At 70.0% G+C, this 25,816-nt stretch carries 27 protein-coding genes; 10 read left to right on the top strand and 17 right to left on the bottom strand.

Annotated elements, in window-relative coordinates; translation table 11 throughout:
• Nucleotides 1-34: 34 nt before the first annotated feature.
• Entirely contained in the window at nucleotides 35-442 is a 408-nt protein-coding gene (locus ACZ466_RS16525) for a hypothetical protein (protein WP_378292750.1), read from the top strand.
• Here ACZ466_RS16525 and ACZ466_RS16520 read toward each other — a convergent pair.
• Nucleotides 426-2,564, bottom strand: coding sequence for a hypothetical protein (locus ACZ466_RS16520; protein WP_378292748.1), 2,139 nt, complete (start codon nucleotides 2,562-2,564; stop codon nucleotides 426-428). The two genes, ACZ466_RS16525 and ACZ466_RS16520, sit on opposite strands and share 17 nt — an antisense overlap.
• Nucleotides 2,565-3,424: 860 nt before the next feature.
• Between ACZ466_RS16520 and ACZ466_RS16515 the strand changes: the two genes are divergently transcribed.
• Nucleotides 3,425-3,589 carry a hypothetical protein gene (locus tag ACZ466_RS16515; protein ID WP_378292746.1) on the top strand — a complete coding sequence of 55 codons (165 nt, stop codon included), beginning with the start codon at nucleotides 3,425-3,427 and terminating at the stop codon, nucleotides 3,587-3,589.
• 1,282 nt (nucleotides 3,590-4,871) lie between these two features.
• Here ACZ466_RS16515 and ACZ466_RS16510 read toward each other — a convergent pair.
• Complete coding sequence (locus ACZ466_RS16510) at nucleotides 4,872-5,240, bottom strand: nitroreductase family deazaflavin-dependent oxidoreductase (RefSeq protein WP_378292744.1); 369 nt, start codon at nucleotides 5,238-5,240, stop codon at nucleotides 4,872-4,874.
• A 148-nt stretch (nucleotides 5,241-5,388) separates the two neighbouring features.
• On the opposite strand from ACZ466_RS16510, the gene ACZ466_RS16505 reads away from it, so the two are divergent.
• Complete coding sequence (locus ACZ466_RS16505; protein ID WP_378292742.1) at nucleotides 5,389-6,000, top strand: TetR/AcrR family transcriptional regulator; 612 nt, start codon at nucleotides 5,389-5,391, stop codon at nucleotides 5,998-6,000.
• 9 nt (nucleotides 6,001-6,009) lie between these two features.
• On the opposite strand, the gene ACZ466_RS16500 is transcribed toward ACZ466_RS16505, so the two are convergent.
• Nucleotides 6,010-6,606, bottom strand: a complete 597-nt coding sequence (locus ACZ466_RS16500; RefSeq protein ID WP_378292740.1) for a class I SAM-dependent methyltransferase — start codon at nucleotides 6,604-6,606, stop codon at nucleotides 6,010-6,012.
• Between the two features lie 59 nt (nucleotides 6,607-6,665).
• On the bottom strand, nucleotides 6,666-7,100 hold the full coding sequence (locus tag ACZ466_RS16495) for a WapI family immunity protein (protein ID WP_378292738.1): 435 nt from the start codon (nucleotides 7,098-7,100) through the stop codon (nucleotides 6,666-6,668).
• Between the two features lie 360 nt (nucleotides 7,101-7,460).
• Here ACZ466_RS16495 and ACZ466_RS16490 point away from each other — a divergent pair, with 360 nt between their 5' ends.
• Nucleotides 7,461-8,351 (top strand): NBR1-Ig-like domain-containing protein, encoded by an 891-nt coding sequence (locus tag ACZ466_RS16490; protein ID WP_378292736.1) that lies wholly within the window; start codon nucleotides 7,461-7,463, stop codon nucleotides 8,349-8,351.
• A gap of 47 nt (nucleotides 8,352-8,398) precedes the next feature.
• On the opposite strand, the gene ACZ466_RS16485 is transcribed toward ACZ466_RS16490, so the two are convergent.
• The 3 genes from ACZ466_RS16485 to ACZ466_RS16475 are packed head-to-tail and all read right to left on the bottom strand — an operon-like array spanning nucleotide 8,399 to nucleotide 11,103.
• Nucleotides 8,399-9,331: a peptidase inhibitor family I36 protein gene (locus tag ACZ466_RS16485; protein WP_464043834.1), complete on the bottom strand. Its 933-nt coding sequence runs from the start codon at nucleotides 9,329-9,331 to the stop codon at nucleotides 8,399-8,401.
• Nucleotides 9,332-9,365: 34 nt separating this feature from the next.
• Nucleotides 9,366-10,244: a peptidase inhibitor family I36 protein gene (locus ACZ466_RS16480; RefSeq protein ID WP_464043832.1), complete on the bottom strand. Its 879-nt coding sequence runs from the start codon at nucleotides 10,242-10,244 to the stop codon at nucleotides 9,366-9,368.
• A 31-nt stretch (nucleotides 10,245-10,275) separates the two neighbouring features.
• Nucleotides 10,276-11,103: a peptidoglycan-binding domain-containing protein gene (locus ACZ466_RS16475; protein WP_378289874.1), complete on the bottom strand. Its 828-nt coding sequence runs from the start codon at nucleotides 11,101-11,103 to the stop codon at nucleotides 10,276-10,278.
• A gap of 600 nt (nucleotides 11,104-11,703) precedes the next feature.
• On the opposite strand from ACZ466_RS16475, the gene ACZ466_RS16470 reads away from it, so the two are divergent.
• Both ACZ466_RS16470 and ACZ466_RS16465 read left to right on the top strand, forming a co-directional pair.
• On the top strand, nucleotides 11,704-13,326 hold the full coding sequence (locus ACZ466_RS16470; RefSeq protein ID WP_378289872.1) for a SpoIIE family protein phosphatase: 1,623 nt from the start codon (nucleotides 11,704-11,706) through the stop codon (nucleotides 13,324-13,326).
• Nucleotides 13,323-14,462, top strand: coding sequence for a cobalamin B12-binding domain-containing protein (locus tag ACZ466_RS16465; protein ID WP_378289870.1), 1,140 nt, complete (start codon nucleotides 13,323-13,325; stop codon nucleotides 14,460-14,462). Before ACZ466_RS16470 ends, ACZ466_RS16465 begins: the two co-directional genes overlap by 4 nt.
• A 21-nt stretch (nucleotides 14,463-14,483) precedes the next feature.
• Here ACZ466_RS16465 and ACZ466_RS16460 read toward each other — a convergent pair whose 3' ends face one another.
• From ACZ466_RS16460 to ACZ466_RS16415, 10 genes are all read right to left on the bottom strand, one after another.
• Nucleotides 14,484-15,404 (bottom strand): hypothetical protein, encoded by a 921-nt coding sequence (locus tag ACZ466_RS16460; RefSeq protein ID WP_378289867.1) that lies wholly within the window; start codon nucleotides 15,402-15,404, stop codon nucleotides 14,484-14,486.
• A 438-nt stretch (nucleotides 15,405-15,842) separates the two neighbouring features.
• Nucleotides 15,843-16,715 carry a hypothetical protein gene (locus ACZ466_RS16455; RefSeq protein ID WP_378289865.1) on the bottom strand — a complete coding sequence of 291 codons (873 nt, stop codon included), beginning with the start codon at nucleotides 16,713-16,715 and terminating at the stop codon, nucleotides 15,843-15,845.
• A 122-nt stretch (nucleotides 16,716-16,837) separates the two neighbouring features.
• Nucleotides 16,838-18,100 (bottom strand): MFS transporter, encoded by a 1,263-nt coding sequence (locus ACZ466_RS16450; protein ID WP_378289863.1) that lies wholly within the window; start codon nucleotides 18,098-18,100, stop codon nucleotides 16,838-16,840.
• On the bottom strand, nucleotides 18,097-19,272 hold the full coding sequence (locus ACZ466_RS16445) for a PLP-dependent cysteine synthase family protein (protein ID WP_378289861.1): 1,176 nt from the start codon (nucleotides 19,270-19,272) through the stop codon (nucleotides 18,097-18,099). The genes ACZ466_RS16450 and ACZ466_RS16445 overlap by 4 nt, the downstream gene beginning before the upstream one ends.
• A gap of 158 nt (nucleotides 19,273-19,430) precedes the next feature.
• Entirely contained in the window at nucleotides 19,431-19,889 is a 459-nt protein-coding gene (locus ACZ466_RS16440) for a hypothetical protein (RefSeq protein ID WP_378289859.1), read from the bottom strand.
• Between the two features lie 46 nt (nucleotides 19,890-19,935).
• Complete coding sequence (locus ACZ466_RS16435; RefSeq protein ID WP_378289857.1) at nucleotides 19,936-20,175, bottom strand: hypothetical protein; 240 nt, start codon at nucleotides 20,173-20,175, stop codon at nucleotides 19,936-19,938.
• A gap of 47 nt (nucleotides 20,176-20,222) precedes the next feature.
• Complete coding sequence (locus ACZ466_RS16430; RefSeq protein ID WP_464043827.1) at nucleotides 20,223-20,528, bottom strand: hypothetical protein; 306 nt, start codon at nucleotides 20,526-20,528, stop codon at nucleotides 20,223-20,225.
• A gap of 62 nt (nucleotides 20,529-20,590) precedes the next feature.
• Entirely contained in the window at nucleotides 20,591-20,743 is a 153-nt protein-coding gene (locus ACZ466_RS16425) for a hypothetical protein (RefSeq protein WP_378289855.1), read from the bottom strand.
• An 89-nt stretch (nucleotides 20,744-20,832) separates the two neighbouring features.
• A complete protein-coding gene (locus ACZ466_RS16420) occupies nucleotides 20,833-21,993 on the bottom strand; it encodes a L,D-transpeptidase (protein WP_464043825.1) in 1,161 nt (386 codons plus the stop codon).
• 279 nt (nucleotides 21,994-22,272) lie between these two features.
• A complete protein-coding gene (locus ACZ466_RS16415) occupies nucleotides 22,273-22,650 on the bottom strand; it encodes a hypothetical protein (RefSeq protein WP_378289850.1) in 378 nt (125 codons plus the stop codon).
• A gap of 386 nt (nucleotides 22,651-23,036) precedes the next feature.
• Between ACZ466_RS16415 and ACZ466_RS16410 the strand changes: the two genes are divergently transcribed.
• The 4 genes from ACZ466_RS16410 (at nucleotide 23,037) to ACZ466_RS16395 (ending at nucleotide 25,796) form a co-directional block, all read left to right on the top strand.
• The gene (locus ACZ466_RS16410) at nucleotides 23,037-23,417 is read left to right on the top strand and encodes a BlaI/MecI/CopY family transcriptional regulator (protein ID WP_378289848.1); all 381 of its coding nucleotides are present in this window, start codon (nucleotides 23,037-23,039) and stop codon (nucleotides 23,415-23,417) included.
• The gene (locus tag ACZ466_RS16405; RefSeq protein WP_378289846.1) at nucleotides 23,414-24,355 is read left to right on the top strand and encodes a M56 family metallopeptidase; all 942 of its coding nucleotides are present in this window, start codon (nucleotides 23,414-23,416) and stop codon (nucleotides 24,353-24,355) included. The genes ACZ466_RS16410 and ACZ466_RS16405 overlap by 4 nt, the downstream gene beginning before the upstream one ends.
• 93 nt (nucleotides 24,356-24,448) lie before the next feature.
• A complete protein-coding gene (locus ACZ466_RS16400; protein ID WP_378289844.1) occupies nucleotides 24,449-25,177 on the top strand; it encodes a DsbA family protein in 729 nt (242 codons plus the stop codon).
• On the top strand, nucleotides 25,158-25,796 hold the full coding sequence (locus ACZ466_RS16395; RefSeq protein WP_378289842.1) for a vitamin K epoxide reductase family protein: 639 nt from the start codon (nucleotides 25,158-25,160) through the stop codon (nucleotides 25,794-25,796). Before ACZ466_RS16400 ends, ACZ466_RS16395 begins: the two co-directional genes overlap by 20 nt.
• Nucleotides 25,797-25,816 lie beyond the last annotated feature (20 nt).

Raw genomic sequence — 25,816 nt, 5'->3', positions numbered from 1 at the left:
ACTGGAGGGACCGATGTGGCCGTCAGGCCAGGTGATGGACGAGCACGTGGCGGTGCGCCAGGTCGCTGATCAAGGCCGGAGCGCGGATCGCTTGACGTCCATCGCCGACGTCACCGTCCGGAGCACTGGCGGTCCCCACACTGCTTCCGCGCGCACATCGGGCGCCGCGCTGGTCGCTTGCGTCACCGACCTGGAGGCGCGAACGTGCGCCATCACCGCCCGCGATGAAGCGAGCGTATGTTTCACCGCCTGCGACACACCCGCCGAGCAGGTGGCTCCTGACGCCGCGACCGCCTTTGCGTGGGCTGCTTCGTTCGTCCACTGCCTGCTGGTGGGCGGGCACACGCTGGGTGAGCTGCGGTCGGCGCGGCTGGTCATCCGAGGCTCGGGGGACGGGGGCGTCGAACTCATCCCGCACGGGCGGCTCACCGATCTGGAATGACCCGCGGTCGCTCCGCACCGCCATCGCGAGACCCGATCTCGGCTAGGCGATCACGTGTCTCCGTGGCCTGCGGAGCCCCCAGCGCCTCGAAGACCGCATGTGCTTGCTCCAGATGAGCGTGTTCCGAATCGGCGTCCCCGTCGTGCCTCGCCAGGCGGGCCAGCGCGAGGTGAGCGTTGCCCTGCTCGTGCCGGGCACCCGCGCGAGTGGCGGCTTCCAGCGCGCTACTCAGCCTGTCGCCGGCGTCCCTCAAGCGGCCCTCCGCGGCCAGGGCGCCGGCGATCCCCATGAGGATCCGGGCGCGGTTGTAATCGTCTCCTTGCTCGTCGAAGTAGCCGAGCGCGCGCGAGAGGTGGTCGATCGCCTCGGATGTGCGGCCGTCCCGCGCCAGGGCCTCGCCCAGGCGCCGCGTCATCATCGCGACACCACGCTCGATCCCGATCTCCCCCTGGATCTCCCGTGCCCGGTTGAACGCGTCAATGGCACCGGCGATGTCGTCTGTTGCGAGCCGGGCGACACCAAGACACTCGAGTGCGACCGCTTCGCCACGTGCGTGTCCTGCTTCACGTTCGAGTTGCAGCGCGCGCACGGAGAGGTCGGCCGCGGTGCGGAAGTCGCGCAGATTGAGGTGGGCAGAGGCCAGTGCCTCCAGCATGCGTGCCTCGGCACGTGGATCGCCAAGCGCGGACGCCGACGCGGCCCCCGCCTCATGCGTCCGGATCCAGGACGCGTAATGCTTCCGGAAGGTGAACAGCCCCCACATCGCCTCGCACAGTTCCCAGACCTCGCGGTGCAGGCCGAGGTCATGCGCGGTCGTGACCATGTCGACGAGGTTGGGCAGTTCCCGTTCCAGCCAGTCGAGCGCGTCGGCGGTATCAGTGAACGACGCCGCAGAGGCGGCCTCATAGTGGCGGCCGAGGTGCCAGCGACCGGGGATGACCGTCCGATCGGCGGCCACGGCGATTCCCAACCTGCTTTCCAGCAACCGCTCGAAGGCCCGTACACGACTGTCCTCGGTCTCCTCCCTGTTCGCCATATCGCGGGCGTGGAGCCTTGCGAGGTCGTGGAAGCGATGACGGCCGTCTGGCTCCTCCTCCACCAGGTTGGCATCCGCCAGCGTCTCCAATGGCCCGGCCACCTGCTCCGTGGACGAGTCGACGACCGCCGCCGCGTCGCTCACGTCGAAGTGCACGCCTGGATGGACGCTGAGCAACCGATACAACCTCGCGGCATCCGCCGGCAGGTCGCGGTAGGTGACGTCGAAGACCAGTCGCACCGAGATCTCGCCTTCGTCTCCGTGGCTGAGCGAGGCGAGCCGGCCACGCTCGTCGGCCAGTTCTCCCACCACACGCGAGATCGGCCAGTTCCCCCGGATGGCGAGCCGGGCCGCGGACGTGCATAGCGCTAGTGGCAGGCGCCCGCACAGCGCCGCGAGGGAGCGGGTGGCCGCGGGCTCGGCGCGGGTGCGGACGCCGCCCAGCATCCGATCCAGCAACTGGACGGCACCGTCCTCGTCCAAGGGACCGAGTGGCAGGAACGACGCGCCGTCCAGCGCCAGGCCCGGGAGCCGCCGCCGTGAGGTGACCAAGACCAGCGTCGGGCCGTGTCCCGGGAACATCGGGCGCACCTGCGCCGCCGAGGCGGCGCCGTCCAGCATGATGATCAGTCGGCGTCCCGCTGTGAGCGAGCGGAACAGCGCCGCCTGCTCGCCGAGATCACTGGGAACCACGTCGGGAGGCACGCCCAGGGAGCGCAGAAAGTATCCCAGTGGCTCGCCGGGGGTGACCGGATCCGCACCGGAGAAACCTCGCAGATTCGAGTAGAGCTGGCCATCGGGGAAATGTTCCCTGACCCGGTTCAACCAGGCCAAACCCAGCGAGGTCTTTCCCACTCCACCCACCCCGCTGATCACTACGGTGGCGGGATCGCCACTTCCGGTCACCGCGTCGCTCACCTGGATGAGTCGCTCCAACTCGGCCGTCCGGTCGGCGAAGTACGGGCGTGGCGGCAGCAACTGCGCCGGCGCCGGGAGTGGCCAACCCTTGGGGACGACCTGGTGCAGGTGAACGCCCCCTTGGACCGTTCCCGCCTGGATAATGGAACCGACGACACTGCCAGACATTTCGTTCTGGGATCCCTGGCCTGGGTATCCGCTTTCTCTGGAATCTCCGCGCCGTCCACCGCGTTCCCTCACGAGCCGCCCACTTCATGAAGTCCTGCAACCGAGGTCCTTTACAGTACCGTGGATCAAAAGTCAGGACCATTTCATGAATGTGTATACGTTTCACTTACCATGGTTCGCGGGAGTATGGAGCTTCTCTTCGGTCGCCGAACACGGGCTCCGACCGCCGAAGCCGAACCGATGGACGGACTCAGACGACACTGAGACTTGCCGCCCCGGTGGTCCGGGCGGCGGATCGCGCCTGTCCGTCCTTGCCGGTCTGTGCGGGGAGGAGACGTTCTACGACCCGGCCGCTGAGCTCTAAGGCTCGATCATGACCACCTGGCGGGTGCCCGATGGCCGTCACACGGTCCCTGTCTCGAACACCTAGCCCTGTCACCCGCGGTCTCCCGCGCGAGAGCAGCCGCCAATGAGGATGGAATAGATCACCAACACACTGCTCTCCAAGCAATATTCGTGTAACTCGTTGTAGCGCTTCCCTGGCGAAGGTGGATGACGATGTTTCTGATTCGCCCCCGGCTCGCCCGGAGTGTCGCTCACTCGCAGCATCAACGTTCGAACGCTGCTTCAAGATGCCGTGGGTATTTCATCGCCTACCCTCCTGAACAGCTTCTTCTGGCCTATGGTCACGAACCGCTTGCGACACATCACCGGACCGATCAAGGTATCTTAGTATCGTCCTCCCTGTGTGAGTAGAACTGTTTAGGAACAAACAGAAAGCGTGGGCGAGTAGCGGCTGAACGCCACTTTCGGAGGGACGCCATCCAGGTGGATCGTGTGTTCGGAAATGTCGGAATGCGGTGGGCGAACCCGTGGCGGCGGAGCGGCGATGCACCCGGGCCCCGGCTCCCGGCCCGTCCGGGTATTCAGGAGGCGGCGCGAGCATCATCGAGTCCTCCGTCCACGGGACGAGCCTGCGGATCGGCCAGGAGGGCGACGACGTCGACCTCGACGGCACCACCTGATGGTGTGGAGGACACGTTCTCCGAGGACACCGATCAGTCGGTCTCCGGCTCCACCGCCAGGCGGGACATGATCCAGGGTCAGCGGGTCGATGGGGCGTCCGGTTCGGCGCCGGCCCCGGCTGGACGACGCCGGAAACGGATGGTCGTGACCACGGCGCCGCCGGAGTGTTCGCGTTCACCGAACGGGGACGCCAACTGATCTCAGCGCGCTCGGGTCCTGAAGTCACCTTCAAGCCTGTTGACGACCAGTGTGGCCAAGGCTGGACAACGACCGACAAGCAGGACCCGCCGCCGGGCCCTATCGACGACCGCCGTTTACGGGCGTGGCTTGCAGACCATCACGCCGTGCGGGCCGGGGCATCGGAGACGCGATGGTCAATCTGTACGATCTCCTGGTCAGCCGGTCGTTGTCGCTGCGGGCCGCGACCGCCTCCCGCCAGCACCACCAAGGTGCGGACCCGCCCCTTTTGCACGGTGCGGCTCGTCCAGTGCCCTTTCATCGTTACCAAGGCCGCTACACCAATCCCATCGCCCAGGCCGAGAAGTGCGATTGCACCTGGAAGGTGGAGGTCGAGTGGCTTTATGGTGCCGTCGTAGCGCCTGACCAGCAGCCATCGCTGGAGATCGGCGGGATCGCTCTCGAGGCGTGGGGCCAGCGTGGCTATGGCCCAGTCGTACAGGCGCGGACCTTCAGACAGGCGCTTCCATGCCTGCTCGGGCGCTCCCGTGCCAGAATGTCGGCCCGGAAGCCCGACCGCGGACCCGCCGAATGGCTCCTGGGGACGGCGACCATGTGCCCGATCTGGCGTCTCTCCAGGCAGAGACGGAACTCGTGGTCTTGTCCGTAGGTCTGGCCTCCGTAGCCCAGCGGGCCGGAAACTCGCCGCCCTCCAGCATCGGCCGCGCGAGCGCGGGCTTGCTCGTGAACGCGGCCTGGTCCGGGATGCCAGCCCGGGTACATCGCTGCCGGTCCGCCAGCCACGACGCAGGCAGAAACACCCGCCCGCCGTCCCGGAGTCTGCTCCCTCATGAGGAACCCGGTCCCATCCATGATCAGCACACCCGGCGGGTTCCCCGAAGACGTACTCCCGCAGGTCATTCCGTATGCCATGGGGGTCCCAGCGGGCCTGGTTCAACAACCGCTGCATCCGGCCCGGAGCTGCATCACCCGCCAGCCGTTCTTGCGCTCCACCGGAGCGAGCAACCCCACCACGTACGCCCGCGCCTGCCATCGGGGAAACCGGCCCGCCACACGGGCGAACAGGTCATCCAGGCAGAGTGGCTAGGCGAGGTCCATGCGGAGGAACTCGGTGATGCGGAGCATCCTCGGTGGGCGTGCCACCTCGTCGGGGAGGACCTGGAACGCCTCGTCCCTCCCGATGAGGCGTGGGGCGGCGAGTTCCAGCTCCCGCCCGTCCACCCGGAGCCGCGCACGGTCGGCTGCCAGGACGTTCCGCACCCAGTCCGAGCCCGATCCGTACACCAGGACGAACAGGTAGCCGCCGTCGACAGGGTGCGCGTCGAGCGGCGTGCGGTACGTCGCGCCAGAGGTGCGACCCACGTGAGTCAGCACCGGCCACTTCCCGCCCGCGACCGCGCGCGGGTTGAACACCCGCTTGTTCACGTGCCCCCACCACCTCGGCATCGGCATCGGGATCTCCTTCTCCCGCCCCGGCGGGGCGCGTCGGTCGAGACTTACGCTCGTAAGGATGACTTACGCCTGTAAGCTTGGCAACCCGCCCCTCCCTGGAGCCGCCTTGTCACCGTCACCGCCCCGGCGACCACTCAGCCGAGACCGCGTGCTGGAAGCCGCGATCCGGGTCGCGGATCGCGGCGGCGTGGAGGCGATCACGATGCGCCGGGTGGCGCAGGAACTGGGCGTGGAGGCGATGTCGCTCTACCACCACGTCCCGAACAAGGAAGCGGTCCTGGACGGCGTGGTCGACGCGGTCTTCGCGGCGATCGAACTGCCCGCAGAGTGCGCCGACTGGCGCGACGCGATCCGTGCCCGCGCTTTCTCCGCGCGTGCGGTCCTGTCGCAGCACAGCTGGGCTCTCGGCCTCATGGACTCCCGGCGCGACCCGGGGCCGGCGACGCTGCGCCACCACGACGCCGTCCTCGGCGTCCTCCGGAAGGCGGGGTTCACGCTGCCGATAGCCGCGCACGCCGTCTCGCTCATCGACAGCTACATCGGCGGGTACGTCCTCCAGGAGGCGAACCTGCCGGTGACGACGCCGGACGACGTCGAGGAAGTGGCCGGCGGCATCCTCGCGCACCTGCCGGCGGGCGAGTTGCCGTACCTCACCGAGATGATCGTCGACCACGCCCTGCAGCCGGGCTACGACCACACGAGCGAGTTCGGCTACGGCCTGGACCTGATTCTGGACGCGCTCGAAGCCCGTCGGAGGTAGAGCCGGAGGTCAGGTGCGCCGGCGCAGCCGGTACCACTGCGGCGAGGTCCTGTTCATGGGCCAGCCCAGCCCCGCGGTGTCGGCGGGCTGGACGTCGAGCAGTTCCCAGTCCGGAAACGCGGCCTCGACCTCGGCCTGGGAGACTCCTCCGATCCGGGAGCGCAGCCGGGTGAGGCCGAAGGCGAGCATCAGCAACGTCGAGTCGGGGTTGGCCAGCGCGGAGACGCCCCGCCCCTCGGCCCGCCGCTGCTCAGCGTCGAAGCCCTGGAAGCAGCCGATGTCGAGGAAGAAGTCGAACGTCCCCAGGCCGGCCGACGGCAGGTCCGTCACGTCGCCCACGACGTAGGTGACGCCCTCCGCACCCTGACGCTCGGCAGCTTCGATCGCGGCCGGCACGTAGTCGACGCCCACCGCTTCCCAGCCCCGGCGTCCGAGCTCGGGGGTGAACTGGCCACGGCCGCAGCCGAGGTCGAGGGCCCGGCCGAGCGGGCGGGAGCGTCCGGTCTCCTCGCGGTCCAGCAGGGCGGCGATGCTGGACGCCGCAGCCTGTCCGTAGCGCTCCCAAGGGGTGACGCCGAAGCGGTACATACGGGCGTAGTTCGTCATTTGATGAGACCATCTCACGGCACATCCACGAGGCCGCAGCGGGGCCCGTCGAGCGGTCGTCAGCCGGGGAAGCGGGCGGACTCGGCGGCCCAGTCGTCGGCGGCGGCCAGGAGGTCGGCCGTGGAGAGGCGGGCCGGGATCGTGTACGGGTCGCCCGCTCGGATGTGCTTGCGCCAGGGCGGCGAGAACTCCAGGTCCAGGCCGATGCGCAGGACGGTCTCGTCCGGTCCCCGCGCCGTGAGGGCAAGGGAGAGGTTGGGCTCGGTGAAGCGCAGGGTGTCGCCGGCCTCCGCGGTCCGCAGCCAGGCTGCCAGGTGGACGGCGTCCGGCGGGGTCAGCGCCTGCCAGCGGAACGACCAGGACCCCTCGGGCCCGTACGCGGTCCCGGCGATCATCAGCCAGCTTGTGCGGAGCCGCTCGTCTTCGGCGTCCGGGAACTGGTAGCCGTCGATCCGCAACTCGATCCCGTGCCCGTCCCGTCCCACCAACCGCATCCGCTCACCCTAGCCCCGGACCCGCTGGACGCCGCCCCAGCGACTCCCAGTGATCATCCGTAAAGGGGAGAACGAACCCGAGTCAGATACGCCGCAAACTCCGCTGAAGCACCTGCGAAACAGGTCACCTCGGGGGAGTTATCGCGGTCGTATCCGGCTCGTGTGGGCGTGGGTGCTGATACCGATTCGAGCTTGAGTGAAGGCCGTGGGCGCTGTTAGCTTCACCCGGTGGACCACATGCGTGCACAGGCGGAGGCCATCGCGGACTTCGCGGCGAGCCTGAGTGAGCTGCGCACATCGGTGGGCAACCCGTCTTTCCGGGAGATGTCCGGCAGGTCAGGGGCTATCTCGCACACGACATTGCATGAAGCCACAAAGGGCAACAAACTCCCGAGTTGGGGGACCACCGTCGAGTTCGTCAAGGCGTGTGGAGCGGACCCGGCCGCGTACCGGGAACGGTGGGAAAACGCGAACCGGACGGTCAGATCGGCGAGCGCCGAAGGGGCCGCGACCGTCGCGGGCACCTCGGCGGCCCGTTCGCCGGGTGGGTTCGACGCCTCCGCCGCGGAACGTCCTGCCCTGCACACCGCCATCGGCGCGCAGGCGCCCCGGTCGGTGGGCGAGACCTCGCCGGCCGTGCCCCCGCCGCCGCCGGACGGGAGCGCGGGTGACGGCCGGCCGCCGGGAGGCCGCGGGCGATCCAGGCTGACCCGCCCGGCCGCGGTGGCGCTCGTAGTGGCGGCCGTCGGTGTGGGGACGGTGGTCGTGGTCGCCGTCAGCCGCGGCTCCGGGCAGGAAGGGGACGGCCCGAAACCGTCCGGCGGCCCGTCGAAGGCCGCGCTCTCCCCGGCCGACTGCCCGGTGCGCGTGTTCAACCCGGCGCCGGCCCCACCGGCGCACCAGGGCGACAAGGCCGTGTTCATCGCGGACATCACGCTGCCCGACTGCACGCGCGTCGGCGCCGGCACGACCGTGACCAAGGTATGGCGGCTCAAGAACACCGGGACCGTGCCGTGGGAGGGCTACTCGCTGCGCCGCCTTGACCTCCCGCAGCGGGCCGACCAGTGCCAGACCATCTCCGACGTGCCGATCAACGACACGCGGCCGGGCGCGATGGTCGACATCCGGACCGACATCACCACGCCGAGGAAGCCGGGCCTGTGCTACGTGCGGTTCAAGATGGTGGACGCCGCGGGAAAGGTCGCCTTCCCCGGAAACCGGCCGGTCAACTTCCAGGTCATCGTTGAATGACTCTGGTTCCCCGCCGCGGAGGACACGGCGGGGAACCGGAGGCGGGGTCAGGAGAGAACGATTCCGCTGTAGTAGGACTTGAGGATGCTGGAGTGGCTTGAGCCCGCGTTGGCCTTGTCGCGCGAGCCGTACTGCGACATCCAGTCCCCGGTGACCCACCCGCCGCACGCCGTCGTCGTCGCGCAGTAGTGGGCCTGCAGGATCTTCCCGTCGCGGGTCATCCTGGTGCCCCAGGTCGCGTCCACCGCGGCGTTCGTGGACGCCGTCGCGGAGCCGGGCCTGTAGACCTGGCTCGACGTGTTGTCGTAGACGTCGAAGCACTGGCCGCTCGACGTCTTGCGCGTCGAGTGCAGCGCCCAGTGCCAGCCGTAGCTCTTGACGGCCATCGCCCCAGCCCTGAGGGACTCCCTCGGCCAGCTCGGCACCCACTCGTTGGGCAGGACGTCCTTGACGTAGGACTCGAACGGCACCCGCTCCACGCGGTTGAGGGACACCCGGTACACCAGGATCGTCGTGGGCGGCTTGCTGTGCGTGCCGTCGGTCTTGCACCCGGTCGGCGGCGTGGAACCCAGGAACTGGTGGGAGGCGTTCTGGTTCTTCAGGCCGGCGTTGAGGTTGCCCTTGGCGCCTGCTTTGAAGTCCTGGTAGGTGCCGCCGTAGTTGCTGTTGAAGTGGACGCGGACGGTTTTGGTGCTGCGGTTCCAGACGGAGGCGGCGGCGTTCTTGATGCACTGGCCTTTGCCGTTGCCGGCGCCTTTGAAGTCGTAGCAGGAGGGTTGGGTGGTGCCGTAGTCGGCGACCGAGCCGGTGAAGTCGGAGATCGATCCCTGGTTGTCGCTGTTGAAGTAGTAGCAGAACTCGCCGTTGTCGCACACGCCGTCACGGTTCGCGGCCGAGGCGGGCGATGCCGGGATGAAGACCGTCCCGCCGAGCGCCGTCGCGGCGACCCCCGCGGCGAGCCGCGCGGTTCGTTTCGACACAGTTGTCTTCCTCGTCTGTGAAGGCCGGAGCGCGCTATCGGACGTTGTAGTTCTGGGAGTTCCAGAACGAGGTCGGGTTCGGGTTGTCCAGGTGCGGGTCGTTGACGCTCTTGGCCGCGTGCGTCTGCCGTCCGAGACGCATCTCGACGTGGGTGTGCGCGGACGCGCTGGACGACACCCCGCGCCACGCCTCGTCGGCGATGATCTGGCCGCGGCTGATCTGCTGGCCCACGGCCAGCGAGGACCGCGGAGCGGTGTGCAGGTAGATCACCGTCTTGTTCAGCGAGGCGTTGTAGATGGAGATCGTGGAGAGGCCTCCGCTGCCGTTGGCCCCGCGCGCGAGGTGGATGACCTGACCGCTCACCAGGGCGTGGACGTCGGAGCCGACGCCGCGGGCGATGTCGATGCCCTCGTGCCGCCCGGGGGTGGTGGTGTAGCCGTCGAAGCCGCAGGTGATGCGGCCGCCGCTCAGCGTGTACAGCCCGTACGACATGTTCGTGCGCGATGACGGGCTGAACTGGTGGGAGGCGTTCTGGTTCTTCAGGCCGGCGTTGAGGTTGCCCTTGGCGCCTGCTTTGAAGTCCTGGTAGGTGCCGCCGTAGTTGCTGTTGAAGTGGACGCGGACGGTTTTGGTGCTGCGGTTCCAGACGGAGGCGGCGGCGTTCTTGATGCACTGGCCTTTGCCGTTGCCGGCGCCTTTGAAGTCGTAGCAGGAGGGTTGGGTGGTGCCGTAGTCGGCGACCGAGCCGGTGAAGTCGGAGATCGATCCCTGGTTGTCGCTGTTGAAGTAGTAGCAGAACTCGCCGCTGTCGCACACGCCGTCACGGTTCGCGGCCGAGGCGGGCGATGTGAGGGCGAACGCCGCTCCGCCGAGCGCCATCGTGGCGGTGAGGATCCTGGTGAACCGTCTCATTTGTTCTCCTTCTGTCGTGCGGGAGCCGGGGTCAGCCGAGCTGGTACTCCTCCCAGGTACGGATGGTCACCTTCGGGCCGTCGTCCGGGTTACGGCCGGCGAGCCCGTCCAGGCCGAGGTAGTAGTCGCCGATCTGGTGCTGCGCCTGGCCGGAGAGGTCGGTGTCGCTGATGGCGACGGCGTGGATGTGCCACGGCCAGTCGCCCTGATCGGGGGTGCGCACCCACGCCGCGAAGCCGACCCGCCGCAGCGCGCGGGCCGCCGCGGTACGGGTGGCGGCGTTCATCCCCTGGACCGAGATGTCGACGGTGCCGCCGCCGTCATGGGTGCCCGCGGACGTGGGGTCGCCGCCGGGGTTGTACGACCCCTGCTCCAGCACGAGGTCGCGGCCGAGCAGCCGCTTCGCCTCGGCCAGCATGCTCCGCGTGCGGGTGTTGATGACGAAGCCGCCGGTGGACACCCGGGCACCCGGTTCGATGACGCGGGTGACCGTGAAGCGGCCGGCTCCGAGCCTGGTGAGCGACGTCTTCCCCGGCAGGCCGTTGGCGCCGAGACCGGTGAAGCCGAGCGACTTCTGGTACTTGGCGAAGGCGGCGACCGTCGTGGTGCCGAAGTAGCCGTCCACCCACTTCGCGTCGAGCAGGCGGCGGTCGCGCAGCGCCTGCTCCACCAGGAGCACGCTGGCCTCGGCCCCCGGGGTCAGCGTGTCGTCGGCCCGCCGCGGATCGATCTGGGCCGCCTTGACGGTGGCCTCCATGTCCACACTCGGAAGGGCTTCGGCCGCCTGCGCCGCCGATCCGGTCAGGGAAGCGAGGAGGACGACGGCCGCGAGGGCAGCGGCACGCGAGGGTAGTTTCATCGAGTCTCCCGGACGCGGGCGCTAGGGGGAGCGAAGCCCGCGGCGGACTCCACCGTCACGGACAGCCCCCGCGACCACAAGAAGATCGGTGTTGTCAGCCTGTTCCCGAACACGCGATCTGACAGCTGACCGGCGCCCGTCCGCGCGCAGGGCGAGCCACGGCGGACCTGACGGGCCGAGGACGAGGCCCGGTCGCTCCAGGGGGCCGCCGGGGTCATTCGAGCATGGTCGTGACCGGCGGACGGCAGGCCGATGATCGCCGCAAGAAGAGTCCAGGTGTGTAGAGACCTGCATCAGTGGGGACGGTCACCGAATACCCGTGAGTACGGTGCCGCCCAGCGGTGGCGCCGACGACCTGGGCTCTCGAAGATCGGCGACGGACTCTCGGCAGCGCGGGGCGCAGCCTGGCCTGGCCGGCAGGACGACGACATCGCCCATCCGGCAGGCCGGGAATGAAGATCCGAGCCGCCGGCCCCCCGTTGACCGCCCCGCAGGGCGGTTGGTCCAGATTCTGGGGCGGGCTCCGGATTCGGGAACGAAAGTGCTCTTGGAGGTTGTGGCGTGACGGAACCGGCTCCGTGCGAAGGCGGCGCACGGGACGTGCTCGATACGGTGCTGCGATCCGCTCCCTGCGCGGTTCTGACCGTCGACCCGTCCGGGGGCGTCGTTCAGCTCAACGACGCTGCGCGTCTGCTGCTGGGCGTGCCGCCGGACGGGCCGCTGACCGGGGCCGTGCCGGGCTGGCTGGCCGAGGCCCAGCGATCACTCGACGCTCCTTCCGCGGCCGCGCGAGCCGATCTCCCCGGTACGGGCGACGGAGGGCGGCGAACGGGCGCGGTCGCCCAGGGGCCGATCGGTGACCGTGTCTTCGAGGCCCATTCGGTGCCGGACGGCAGGGCGGCGGGGACACCGGCGGCCACGATCTGGTGGCTGGTCGATGTGACCGAGCGGGAGCGGACGGCGTTCCTCGCCGAGGCGTCCGACGAGCTGCTGGCATCGCTCAACCTGGTGCGCTGCATGGAGGTGACCGCGCGGCTGGCCGCCCGTTACCTGGCCGACGCGGCCGTGGTGATCGTCCCGCACTCCGGGCGGGGCCACCCGGTCGCCTACTGCGGGCCCGACGGGCAGGTCGATCATCAGGAACTGCTCGTCGACCCGGCGGAGGTCGAGGGGCTGGCCGACGCGATGCGGGGCTTTCCACCGGTGCCCCCGCGCTGGATCGATCCACGCGCCGCTCCCGCCTGGATCGCGCGTCCGGCGCCGGAGAGACCCGCCGCGATGGTCGTGGTCGCGCTCCCAGGCCACGGTGTCTCGGCCGGGGCGCTGGTGCTGCTGCGCCGGTCCGGCCGGGAGGCGTTCCCCGCGGGGGAGGAGCCGACCGTCCGGCTCTTCGCGGCCCGTGCCGGCGCGGTGCTGTCGGCCGCTCGCCTGTACGCCGAGCAGGCGTCCATCACCGCGACCTTGATGGACGACCTGCTGCCGCCCCGCACGCACGAACTGGACGGGGTGGAGCTGGCGGCGCGCTACCGGCCGGCCGGTGACGAGGACCTGATCGGAGGCGACTTCTACGACGTGTACCCCGCCGACCCGCAGGATCCCGACGCCGGGTCGCTGGTGGTCCTGGGCGACGTGTGCGGCAAGGGCCTGGAGGCCGCGGTGCTGACCGGCAAGATCCGCAACACGCTGCGGGCTCTGCTGCCGATGGCGGGCGACCACCGGCGCGTGCTGGAACTGCTCAACGGGGCCCTGCTGCACAGCGACGCGACGAGGTTCGTCACGCTGGTGCTGGCCTCGGCCCGCGGGCAGGACGCGCGGGTGCGGCTGCGGCTGACCAGCGCCGGACACGCCGCCCCCCTGATCCTCCGGGCCGACGGGACGGTCGAGACGGTTCCGACCGGCGGCTCGCTGATCGGCGTGCTCGAGGACATCCATTCGACGACCGCGGACGTGACGCTCGAGCCCACGGACACCTGCCTCCTGTACACCGACGGCATCACCGAGGCCGTCGGCGGGCCGCTGGGCGGGGAGGTGTTCGGTGACGAGCGGCTGTGCGCCGGGCTGCGCCGGTGCGGCGGCATGCACCCGCAGGCCCTGGTGGAGCGGGTGCACATGCTCGCCGCCGACTGGGTCGGAGCCGGCCGGCACGACGACATGGCGGTGATCGCGATCACCGCTCCCCGGGGTGACCGGCTCGGCGCCGCCGGGGGAGGGGGCATCGCATGACCGGCCCGTCCGGTGGGAGGGCCGGGGCAGGCCCCTGGATCGACGCGCTCTGGCCCGCCGTCATCGCGGGGGACGAGTACGCCGCCACCGGCCTCGCGATGTCGGCGCTGGACGACGGTACGGACCCCGAGGACCTGCTGCTGGAGGTCATCGCACCGCTGCAGGCCCGGGTCGGGCACGAGTGGGCGGCCGACCGGATCTCCGTCGCGCAGGAGCACAGCGCCACGGCCGTCAACGAACGCGTGATCGGTGCGGTCGCGCGGCATCCGGCCGTCCCGCGACGGCGGGAGGCGCGGGAGCGACCCGGCCGGATCGCGGTGGCCTGCATCGACGGCGAGTGGCACGCCCTGCCGGCCCGGCTCGTGGCCGAGGTGCTGCGGCTGCGCGGCTGGCAGGTCGACTACCTCGGCGCCCAGGTGCCGACCCGGCATCTGATCTCCCACGTGCACCGCAACGCCCCGGTCGCGGTGGCGCTGTCGTCGTCGATCGCCACCCGGCTGCCGGCCGCGCACGCGGCCATCACCGCCTGCCAGGCGACCGGCACCCCGGTCCTGGTCGGCGGCGCCGCCTGGGGCCACGACGGCCGCTACGCCGCCCTGCTGGGCGCCGACATGTGGGCGCCCGACGCCCGCACCGCCGCCGACCGGCTGGCGGACGACCCGCTGCCCAGGCCGCCGCCCGTCCACCGGATGATCGATGACCTGCCGCATCTGGCCGACCAGTCCTACGCCCACGTCACCAGGACCGCTCCCCAGCTGATCCGGCACGTGCTGAGCGGGCTGCGGTCGCGCTTCCCGGCGATGGCCGGCTACACCGACGAGCAGCGGGACCGGACGGCCGAGGACATCTCCCACATCGTCGAGTTCTTCGGCACGGCCCTGTACTTGGACGATCCCGACCTGTTCACCGGATTCATGACGTGGACCGTCGGCATCCTCACCGCCCGCGACGTCCCCGCGCAGAGCCTCCTGCCGGTGCTGGACCTGCTCTTCGATCAGGTCGCCGACTATCCGCGTGCCGCCGACCTGCTCACGCGCGCCCAGGCTGCGGTGAGAGAACGGCTCCCGGACGATGCCCTCGGCCGCGCGCCGGGACCGGGCCCCGACGGGCCCCGCACTTGGCAACCCGGCCCCTGATACGATCGGCCGCTCCCGGCGTCACCCGTCCTCCGGCTCCGGGTGTCTTTTCAGAAGGTCGGCGGCGGGGGTCCGGTAGGGGGCGAGGGTCTGCAGGATGTCCCGGGTGTTCTCGATCCTGTCCTCGTTGATGGTGAAATGGCCCGCGTCGACCATGGCGTCCTCCCCGTCATTCCCGGGAATGACCACGCCGACGATGCCGCCCTTGTCGGTGACCAGGGCACGGTCACCGGTCAGGCATTTCTGGTCCAGCGGCGACACATCGTCCCGGATGACCACGTCCAGCAGGATTCCCGCGTCCAGTTGCTCCCGCAGGACCCCGAGCATGGCGCCGTCGAGCTCCGAATTCGACAGCACCAGGATCCGGTGCAGCGTCAGGCCGCCGCCCGTGACCGCGGACCGTTCCGCCGCGAGATAGGTGGTGTCGCGGCCGGTCCACCAGTAATCGTTGCCGGTCGCGCTGAGGGCGGTCATCTTCGTCAGCTCGGGCAGGATTCCGGGACGGAATTCCTGGCGGCGCCCGAGCGGCGACTGGCCGTTGGCGAGGTCGCGCATGTCCTCGGTGAACGCTCGCTGCCGCGCCTCGCGCAGTTTCAGCAGGATCGCGCTGTTGCGGTCGTCGATACGGATCCACTGCTCGGCGATCTCGCGGACGAACGCCTGGCACTCGGCGGGGGCGTCGGCCAGCGACTTGGTGATCGCCAGCGCGGCGGAGATCTCCGTGAGCTGGTTCTGGTCGTGGTGGATGCTCTCCTCGCGGCGGAAGAAGGCATCGACGACCAGGGTGAGGATGACGCCGGCGAGAGTGACGAGCAGGGCGAGCCGCCCGGTGGTGCCTCCCAGTCCGGCCACGACGGTCAGGGCTCCGAGCGCGACCGAAAGCAGCCCGCCGAAGACGAGTCGCCCGCGCTGCCACGGAACCGCCGGCTTCCGTTCCGCCACGACATCGACTCCTCGCTGCTCAGGCGCTCATGAAAAGGTCCCGATTGATCATTTGGGGCGGGTCCATTGCCGAGCGTTAACCGCACCAACGGGTCGCATGGCAGCATTTCAGGACCTAGGCCCTGAAGTCTGTGCTCTCTGCCACATTGATCCCGTTGGGGATCACCGATGCCCGCCGTCCGCAAGGCGGTCGCAGAAGGTGAGAAATCCCGAAAGATCGGATGTGAGCGGGCCCAGGGCGCTTTTGCCGCGTACTGCTCGCGGAGAGACTCGGACGCGGCCGCGCTCGAACTGGGCTGAAAGCGACTTCCCAGTCGACCAGGAGAGGCCGATACGGGTCAGCACGTCACGGCGGCGCCGCGGTGACGTCCCAGACACAGGCAGCCTGGCGGGCACGGTGGTGGGCGGCCGGTCCCGCAGCAGAACGATTGAGGTCGTCTACCTGGTGACGTCAAGTTCGGTGTACATGCCGGCCGCGTAGTGGCCCGGCAGGTTGCAGATCAGCTCGTAACGTCCGGGGGCGAGGCGCAGGGTGGTCCATCCGGCCGTGCCGGGGGCGATGCCCATCGGCCCTGCCCCGGCGCCACAGGTACGCGACGCCTCCCCGAGGCTGCCGGTCTCGGCGACCGTGTCGCCGGTGCCGAAGGGACGCTGCCCGGCGTGTTGACCGGTCGGCAAGGGCATCACCAACACCTCATGGGGCCACGCGCCGGTGTTGTACGCCCGCAGCGACACGGTGCCCTCCCGGACCTGGGTTGGGACGGCGGAGAGGCGCATCATGCCGCGCATCGGCCAGAGCCGTCCCCCTGGAAACCGACCCGTCAGCGGGCCTGGACCGTGCCGGGTGCCCATCATGGCGCCCATGTCGGTCAGGTCCACGTTCACCACCGAACCAGCGAGCGCAGGTGCCCGGCATTCGCCGCTGTAGGCCGCGCCCAGGCGCGCCGCGTCCGGTGGCCCGCCGTTTCGCCCACCCAAGGTGCCGGCGAGCGCGGCCGTTGAGGCCGTCCCCAGCACCAGGGCGGCCGCCGTCCCGGCCGCCAGCCGTCCCCAGTGGTGGCCGGTCGGGTTCACTGGCGTGTCCCGTACGTGGTGCCGCTCGTACTCGTCGGCGCCGATCTCGCCACGCGCGAACCGCTCCGCCAGTACCTCCTCTTGCCTCGACGGCCCGCTGTTCCCCTCCGGCCTCCTGGGGCGCCGGGCGCCGCCGGTGCGGCGGACCAGAACGAAGGCCCCGGCGATGATCAGCCCCCAGAACAGGGCCATGATCACACCCATGCCCAGCCAGTGACCGGGACTGCCCCACATCATCACCGCCCCCTCGGGGTGAGTGTTCGTCCAGGTGCTGTCAGTATCCGCCCCCGACAGCCGGGCCGGTAGAGCCGTTCGGCCCTGGGACCTGCGACAACGGTCGGTTACGGAATCCCAGGTGGTCATCCCACCGGGGAGCGTTCGCGCCGGCCGCGGGCTTCCGGTGCGGTCAGGCGGACCCGATGGTCCAGGGCGCGTACGGCCGTCGCGGAGAGTCCGCCGATGGCCATCAGCACCAGCCAGGGCAGCATCGGAAGGCCGATGCTGCGGGACAGGTCCATGGCGCTTCCGGCGACCAGGTTGCCGATCAGGATGCCGACGCCGGACAGCAGGTTGTAGAGGCCGTAGTAGGTGCCGAGGAGCCGACCGGGTCCCAGAGTGGTGATCAGGGCCATCTCGAAGGGGAACACCAGCATGGTCCCCAGGCCCAGCAGGGCCGCGCTCACCAGAATGGGCGCGAGCTGCCACCTCCCGCCCGGAGCCTGCGTGCTCACCAGCGCCAACGGCAGGAACGCGACGGCCATGACGGCCAGGCCCCGGGTTATGGCCTGGCCCGGCGACCAGCGGGCTCTGCACCATTCGGTGAGACGGACCTGGCCGGCCAGCGCGAGGGCCGCCTGTACGGCGAAGACGGCCACCACTCCGCCCTGGCCCGCGGTGAGACGTTCCACCTCAAGGGGAAGCCCCAGGTAGACCTGGAAGGACAGGGCGTAGGAGGCGAACATCGCCGCCGCGAAGCCCATGAAGGGGCGATTGCCGATCGCCTGCCTCCAGTCGGTCAGCAGGGGCTGGGCCGGGCCCGCCGCCGTCCCCCTCCGGGCCGGCAGGTACGTCACCTGCAGGACGGTCAGGACGGCGAAGATCGCGCCGGCGGCCAGGCAGACGACACGGAAGTCGACCCCCAGCAGGGCGATGCCGATGATCGGGCCGATCAGGATGCCGAGTTGGTAGAAGACGTTGAAGACCGCGAACGCCTCCACCTCGCGGTCGGCGGCTTCGCGGGCGATGTAGGCCCGCGCGGCGGGATTGAACAGGGCGCCGGCCAGGCCCGTGATGGCGGCGGCCGCGATCAGTGCCGGAAGCGCCGTGGAGAAGGCGAACAGCGCGAATCCGATGACGCGCAGGCCGCACCCGGCGATGATCATGCTGCGGTAGCCGATCCGGTCGGCGAGCGTGCCGCCGATGAGGAACATGCCCTGCTGGCTGAAGTTGCGGATTCCCAGGATCAACCCGACCAGCCAGGTCGCCAGGCCCGCCGTTCCGGCCAGGTGGGCGGCCAGGTAGGGCATGAGCATGTAGAAGCCGATGTTGATGCCGACCTGGTTGACCAGCAGCAGCCGGACGGGACGGGAGAAGGAGCGCGCCTGGCGGAGGGTCCTGATCACGACAGGGCCTCCTGAGGTGCCCTGCCCTTCCGCGGGTCGCTGATGGCGGCGGCGGATATGGTCCGGCAGCGGGTCCATCGTTCGACTTCGCGGTCGTCCGGGCGATCGATCTCATCGGGCTGTTCGTCCGGGCGGACGCCGAGTATGCCGTGCTGGACGCAGTAGTCGTCGCTGTAGACGGTGTCGAAGTAGCGGTAAGGGCCGTCCGGGAAGACGGCGGCGATGCGGGTGTCCGGTGGCAGTGTGCGGCTCAGCCAGGAGGCGACCAGGGCCACCGCCCCCACGCTCCAGCCGCCGGTGGCGTAGTGGCGCTCGGCCAGCCGGCGGCATGCCCAGACGGCCTCTCCGGGGGCGACCCAGTGCACTTCGTCGAACGCGTCGTGGTCGACGTTCGCCGGAAGGATGCTGCTGCCGAGTCCGCGCATCAGCCGCGACCGGGCGGGCTGTCCGAAGATGGTGGAGCCGATGGTGTCGACGCCCACCAGCCGCAGTTCCGGGTAGAGCCTGCGCAGGACGCGCGTTATCCCGGCGCTGTGCCCGCCGGTGCCCACGCTGCACACCAGAACCTGCAGGGGGCCGAGCTGGCCGGCGAGTTCGAGGGCGAGCCCGTGATAGGCGGCGACGTTGTCGGGGTTGCTGTACTGGTCGGGGCAGTAGGCGGACGGGTGGGCCGCGAGCAACTCCGCGACGCGCTCGCGCCGCGCCTGCTGCCACCCGCCCTCGGGATGCGGTTCGCGCACCATCGACACCCGGGCGCCGTAGGCGTGCAGCAAGCGCCGCATCAGCGGTTCCATGCCCGGGTCGGTGACGACCGTGACGGGATGGCGGTAGCGGATTCCGGCCAGGGCCAGGCCGAAGCCGAGGGTGCCGCTGGTCGACTCGATGATCGGTGCGCCCTCGGCCAGGACGCCGCGGCGGCGGGCCTGCGCGATCATGTGGAGGGCGGGACGATCCTTGATCCCTCCGGGGTTGCCGCCTTCGAGCTTGGCCCAGAAGCCGTGGCCGGTGGCGTGGCCCGGTTCGGACGAGCCGGCCCACAGCTGGGGAATCCAGACGACCGGAGTCTGCCCGACGGTCCCGACCATGGAAGGGCAGATGGGCGCGGGGCCGAATCCGGCGGTGAGTCGCTGGTCGCTGTCGATAACGCTTGAGGACGTGCTGGTGCGGTCCACGATGACCTCTTCACGGGTAGCTGCTGAGACCTCCCTTTCCGTCTGCGGTCGATTCCCGGCGCGCTGAGGTGCCCGGCTCATGACGGGCATGGCCGGTACACGGCTTCACGCCATCACGCCAGGAAGGCAGGCTGGAACGACTCGACCGCGGGGAGCCGTCATGTCCGCGATATGCAGACCCGATGCAGCAGGTCGACGCCATGGCCGGTCGTGGGCCGGGTCATGGGTGACAGGAAGGGCGGCCGTCGCCCGTCGGCAGGGGCCAGGAAGGCGGTCGCCGAGGACACCGGTACCGGCACGCTGATCGGCAGGTCCTCTGACACGGGCGTGCCACGTGTGCTCAGGCAGTCGGCATGATCCGCATGACGCCCATCGGAGGACCGGTTCGGCTCCGCGGCTGCTTTGGTTTCCGCTTCCGTGCCGCCGGCCAGGGGACCCGCCGCCGGCCCGGCCGGTAGATCGGCCCGGGCGTGATCGAAGGAGTCCGAGCGATGTTCCTGGACCTGGTGCTGGTGCAGGCACAGGCCCACGTGCACGCTCATGACCGCGATCAGCAGCACGCGCAGCGCGACGAACGCACGCGCCTGTGGCGTAAGGAGACGAGGTGCCGCGGTCACCCGGACCACGCTACATCACATCACGTAGTCGATCGGTAACGTGTTGTCACTCGATCGGCTTGTCGCCGCCCTGCTCGTCCGAGTCCCCGCCACCGGACCTGAACTGACGTACGGTCGTGATCACCAGACCGATGGCCACCCCAGCGACGGCGCCCAGCAGGCCGGTCCCGATCGCGCTGTCCGCGGGCTCGTAGTCGTTGCCGAGCGCGCCCCAGGCGGCGCCCGCGCAGCTGCCGAGGATCAAGCCGATCAGCCATTCCCGCCCGCGTAGCCGGGGATCACGCATTCCTCACCCCATCGCCCGCCCGTCACGGGCGTCTCCAGGAACCTGGTCTAGAACACCGAGATGTGATTGTGGTCCATGTGGTTCTGGGTGATGCTGCCGCGGTCGGACATCGTCGTCCAGCCGGGGCTGCGCATGTCATAGATCCGCTGCCGCCAGATCACGTACTTGATGCCCAGCCGGGAGGCGGATCGTTGGGATCGGCGCCGGACAACATCTGCACCGAGGGGTCCACGCCGTTGCTCATGTACTGCGAGGCGGCCAGTTGCGCGACCACCGCCCGCGCCTCGGCCAGTTCGGTGCTGAGGCCGCGCGACCTCTCCAGTGCGTGCTTCGCGTCCAGGCGGGCGTCCCACGGGCCTTCCTCCTTCGGATCATTGGCTGGACGGGCCTGGGGCTCGGGTTCTGGGACGGCGTCTCAGGCGCGTTCGTCGTGGGAGGGCTCTGCCGGGTCCACGAGCCGTTCTCGCTTCCGCTCCTTGCGTTCGCTGCGGAGCAGGGCCCGTCCGGCGAGGAGGAACAGGCCCGCCAGCGCGATGATCTGCAGAATCGCCGCGGCGTCCGCCGCCATCTCGCCCTCCCGGTATCTTCTACGTTGTGTAGAAGGTACCTGGTGCCGCCGACCGGTGCGGGACGGCCCCGGTGATCGTGAGCCGCGGGCTAGGCGACGGCGCTGCCCTTCCTCCAGGAATCCCACGGGAGCTGCCAGAACGACCAGCCGTTGTTCCACTCAAGCTTGCGACGTGAGCCCGCGATGTACACGACGTCGCCCGGCTGGGCCGTCCGGAAGAACCAGAGGGCGTCCCTGGGATGCTGCCGGACGCAACCGTGACTGCAGTTGGCCTTGCCCAGGCAGTGGTACTCGCCCGCGCTCTGATGCAGGTACTCCCCGCTGTTGGAGATGCGGACGGCGTAGTTGATCAGCTCGTCGTAGTAGCCGGGGTCGCCCTCCCTGCGACCGGGCGCGATCATGCGCACCGGATCGCCCTTCTCCATCGTCAGATGGACGCCGCTGGTGGTGGTGTACTCCATCGTGGTGCCGTTGCCCGCGCTGATCGGCACCGACCGGGCCCTTCTGCCGTCGACGCTGACGAGCATCCTGTACTTCTTCAGGTTGATCCTGCTGATCCGGGCGGCCCCGATGTCGATGGTGCGCGTGAAGTCCCTGAGCCCGTAGACGCCCTTGGCCGCCCGTACCCCGGCCATGTGCGCCGTGACGGTCACCTTCTGGTGCGCGGGCCAGTAGGTCTTCGTCCGGTAGATCACCTGCCGGTCGCCGACCCACCGCCAGGCGCCCTCCACGGGCTTCTCGGCCTTCACCTCCAGGGCCTTCTCCACCAGTCCCTTGTTGAAGACGGGCCGGTCGAAGTTCAGGATGATCGGCGTTCCGACGCCGTAGGTCCTCCCCTGGTTGCCCTCGAGGATCCAGTCCAGCGAGGTGGAGATCGTCCGGGCCGGTTTCAGCGTCCTGAAGCCGCTGCCCGCCGTCGCGGTCTTGCCGGCGGCGTTCCTGGCCGTCGCGGTCACGGTGTACGACGTGGCGGGGGCCAGCGTCCATCGTGATCGCCACACGGTCCGCGCGGCGTTGAAGGACCCGGCGACGCTCCTGCCGCCCGCTCTCACGACGACGGTGCCGAGCTCGCCGTTGGCCGCCTTGATCACGACTCCACGGTCGGGGCGGGCCCTGGCGGCCCCGTCGGCCGGGCTGATCGTCAGGACAGGGTCGGTCGTGCTGCGTTGGGCGGCCCGTTCGTCGGCGGGGGTGACGGCCTGGGAGCCCGTCTGGCAGGCGGCGAGCAGGAGCACGGAGCAGGCCAGCACGGCTCTGCTCGAGCGAGTCCGGTCGAAGACGCGCAACGGTTCTACCTCGGGGGAGGGCCCGATCGCGGACGGCTTTGCCCGCCCGGACGGGCTGATGTGCGGGATGGGGTCGCGAGCGGGGGGTTTGGGCATCGCCCCATCACTCAGGGCATGGACGAATCCGGCCCAGAGGCGCGTAGGCAATACTTCTACACATCGTAGAAGAAAGGGATGGGGGTGCGCAGCCAAAAGATCACTATGGGTATCGGTCGGCTGTCACCGTGGCGGCGTTCGCCTGCCTTACTGGACGGATCGCGCGCTCTGAACGCGGCCGCCCAGCCGTCCGCGTGCCGATTCCAGCGACCGCGGAGTCGAGACGAGGACCCAGCGCGGCCCGACCAGATAGGTGCCGCCGTACATCGCGGAGTGCCGCAGCCACTCCCGCTGCCCCTTCTCGTCGTCGAAGGTGTTGATGACGTACCGGCCCGAAGCGGTGGTGCAGATCGCCTGCCGGTAGTCGGACGGCCTGCCGCGCGTCTGCGGGGTGCAGCCCATCCTCGCGGCGAGGCCGCGCATTCCCGCCTCGGCCGAGGAAAAGGTCAGAGCGCTGCTGGAGGCCGCTGTGGGGGAGGGCGCGCCGGACGTCCCCTCCGAGCAACCGCCGACCGACACCAGCACGGCCGCCCCTCCCAGCGTGAAAAGGGCGCGCCTCGTTCCGGAGGCGATGGAACGCGCGCACCGGACTGCGGCGGCTTGAGGGGAGGGTCGGCCATCCTGACGCGGGACTGTCATCGTCGCACCTCGACGCGGCGTTGGGGGCACGTCTTCTACAGCGTGTCGAAGGTCGATACGCGCCGCGCGCGGCGAGGGTTCAGCCGACTCGGCGACACCCATGCCATGGCGTTGGAGGCCGCTCGGTCGAAGGACACCAATTTTCTACATACTGTAGAAGTTAGGTGTCCGGTTGGCGTAGAACACTCGGGAAGAGGCGGCGCCGGTCGAGGCGGGCAGCGGGCTGCGAAGCCTTGGTTCAGGAGCTTTTCAGGTGGTCAGGGTGGTGAAGCATGCGGCTCGGTGAGCTCGAACGCGCGGTGATGAACGAGCTGTGGGTGCGGCCCGATGGCGCGCTGGCGCGGGAAGTGGCCGAGTCGCTGCCCTCGCGACCGGCTGTCACGACGGTTCTCACCATCCTTGACCGGCTGGTCCGCAAGGGCCTGGTGACGCGGGAGCGGGAAGGACGCGCGCACCGCTACCACCCCTCGCGCACCAAGGACGCGCACGTCGCCGGCCTCATGCACGAGGCGTTCGCCGGGGCGGGAGATCGCGAGTCGGCGCTGAGCCACTTTCTCGACTCGGTCAGCGACGAGGACGTCGCCGCGCTGAGACGAGCGCTCAGCGCGTTGGAGGATCGCGATCCCGGCACCGATCGGGAACGACCGCGATGATGGTGAAGCCGCTGCTCGTGGCCGTCGGCTTCACCGGGCTGGCCATCGTGCTGCTCGGACCGGTCCCGTCCGTGCTGGCGAAGGCCGCCTGGACCGAACGCGGCCCGAAGGCCGCGCTGGTCCTCTGGCAGGCGGTGATCTGCACCGCCGGGCTGTCAGTGGTGATCGCGTTCCTGGCACTGGCGGTCGCGCCGCTGGCGGCCACGTTCCGGCACGGAGTCCACGTGTTCGCCGTCCAGGCTCTGGACGGCGACCCGCTGCGCGGGCTCGGGACGGAGGAGGTCGCGGCCCTGGCCTGGGCGCTGGCCGTCGTCGGCTGGCTGCTGGGCCTGCTGGTGCGCACCGCCACGCAGAACGCCCGGTTGCGGCGCAGGCACCGCGGCCAGATCGACCTGCTGGGGAAGCGCTCCGATCGCCACCGCGGCGTGTACGTCCTCGATCACCCGGCGGCGGTCGCCTACTGCCTGCCCGGCGTCCGCGCCCGGGTGGTGATCACCACCGGACTGATCGATCTCCTCGACGAACGGGAACTCGTCGCGGTACTCGATCACGAACGGGCGCACGCGCGCGGGCGGCACCACCTGGTGCTGCTCCCGTTCGACGCGCTGGCCGCCGCCATCCCCCGCCTGCCCGCGGGGCGCCTCGCCCGGCAGTGCGCCGTACGGCTGGTCGAGATGCTGGCCGACGACCACGCACGGAGCCGCCACGGCGGACCGCGTGTCGCCGTCGCCCTCCTGCGCCTGGTGGAGCACCGAGCCGACTCCGGGCCGCTGCCCGCCGGCGCACTGGGCGCCACCGATCACGCGGTCCTCGCACGGGTTCGCCGGTTGACCGAGCCGGTGCGGCCGGTCCCCGCCTGGCAGCGCGCGCTCGCCTACGCGGGCGCCCTGACCATGGTGGCCGCGCCGATGGCCCTTCTGGTCCCGTGCCTGAACTGAGCGCCGAAGAAGCCGAACCCGCGCAGCGTGCGCCGCAGACCACGATCACCAGGCCGTCAGGCCGTTCATCTTCGTCACGTCAGGGAGGTCGGGGTGTCGAAAGCCCGGGAGACGAGCAGCGACCGCAGAGCGGAGTTGCGGGAGCGGCGTGACAGGGAGCGCCGTCAGGTGGCCCGGCGCCGCAATCTCACCGTCTCGGCCGCGGTCGTCGCGGCCTTCGCGGTGGTCGCCGCCGCCTTCGTGGTCTTCGCCGGCCGGGGCGAGGACACGGCCGGACCCGCCGCGGGCGAGTCCCGGTACGTGCGGGCCGACAGCCACAAGCTGTCCACCGCGGCGGACGGCAAAGTGACCCTGGTGGAGTTCCTGGACTTCGAGTGCGAGGCGTGCCGGGCCTTCTACCCGATCGTGGAGGAACTGCGCACCACTTACAACGGCAAGGTGACCTTCGTGGCCCGCTACTTCCCGCTGCCCGGCCACTTCAACGCCGAGCGCGCCGCCCGCGCGGTCGAGGCGTCCGCCCAGCAGGGCAGGTTCGAGGCGATGTACACGAAGATGTACGAGACCCAGAGCCAGTGGGGCGAGCAGCGAGTGCCCGCCGACGATGTCTTCCGCGGCTTCGCCAAGGACCTCGGCCTGAACATGACCGCCTGGGAGAAGTCCTACAACGCCCCCGCCACCCTGAACCGGGTCAACAAGGACGTCGCGGACGGCCGGGCCCTCGACGTTCAGGGGACACCGACCTTCTTCCTCAACGGCAAGAAGGTCCAGCCGCAGTCGATCGACGACTTCAAGAAGGCCATCGATGCGGCCCTCGACAGCTGAACCGCCGACCCGGCAGGAGGAGGGCGGTCCCCCCGGCCCCGCTCCGTTCGCGCGGATGCTGCCGTGGCTGCTGCTGGTCGGAGGCGCGGCAGGACTGCTGGCCGCCTTCGTCCTGGCAGTAGAGAAGATCGCCCTGCTCAAGGACCCCGGCCACGTCCCCAGTTGCAGCATCAACCCGGTGTTCTCCTGCGGCTCGGTGATGAACACCCCCCAGGCCGAGGCGTTCGGCTTCCCCAACCCGCTCCTGGGGGTCGCGGCCTTCGCGATGGTGGTCGTGGCCGCGACGGCCATGCTCGCCGGGACGCTCCGGGCCCGGTGGTGGTGGCTCGGCCTGCAGGCCGGCGTCACCTTCGGCCTGCTCTTCGTCCACTGGCTGATCTACCAGAGCCTCTACGCCATCGGAGCGCTCTGCCCGTACTGCATGGTCGTCTGGGCGGTCACCGTGCCGCTGTTCTGGTACGTCACCCTCCACAACCTCGACCAGGGACACCTGCCGGGACCGCGCCGCGTCGTCGACGCGGTCACCGGTCTGCACGCCGTCCCGCTCGTCGTCTGGTTCCTCACGATCATCACCCTGATCGGCACCCGGTTCTGGTCGTACTGGACCACCTTGCTGTAAGCCGGTGCGCCTGGCGGGTG

The sequence above is a fragment of the Actinomadura rugatobispora genome (genome assembly GCF_055379765.1).
The sequence above is the reverse complement of the archived record's forward strand: the minus strand, read 5'-3'. Positions and strand labels throughout refer to the sequence as shown.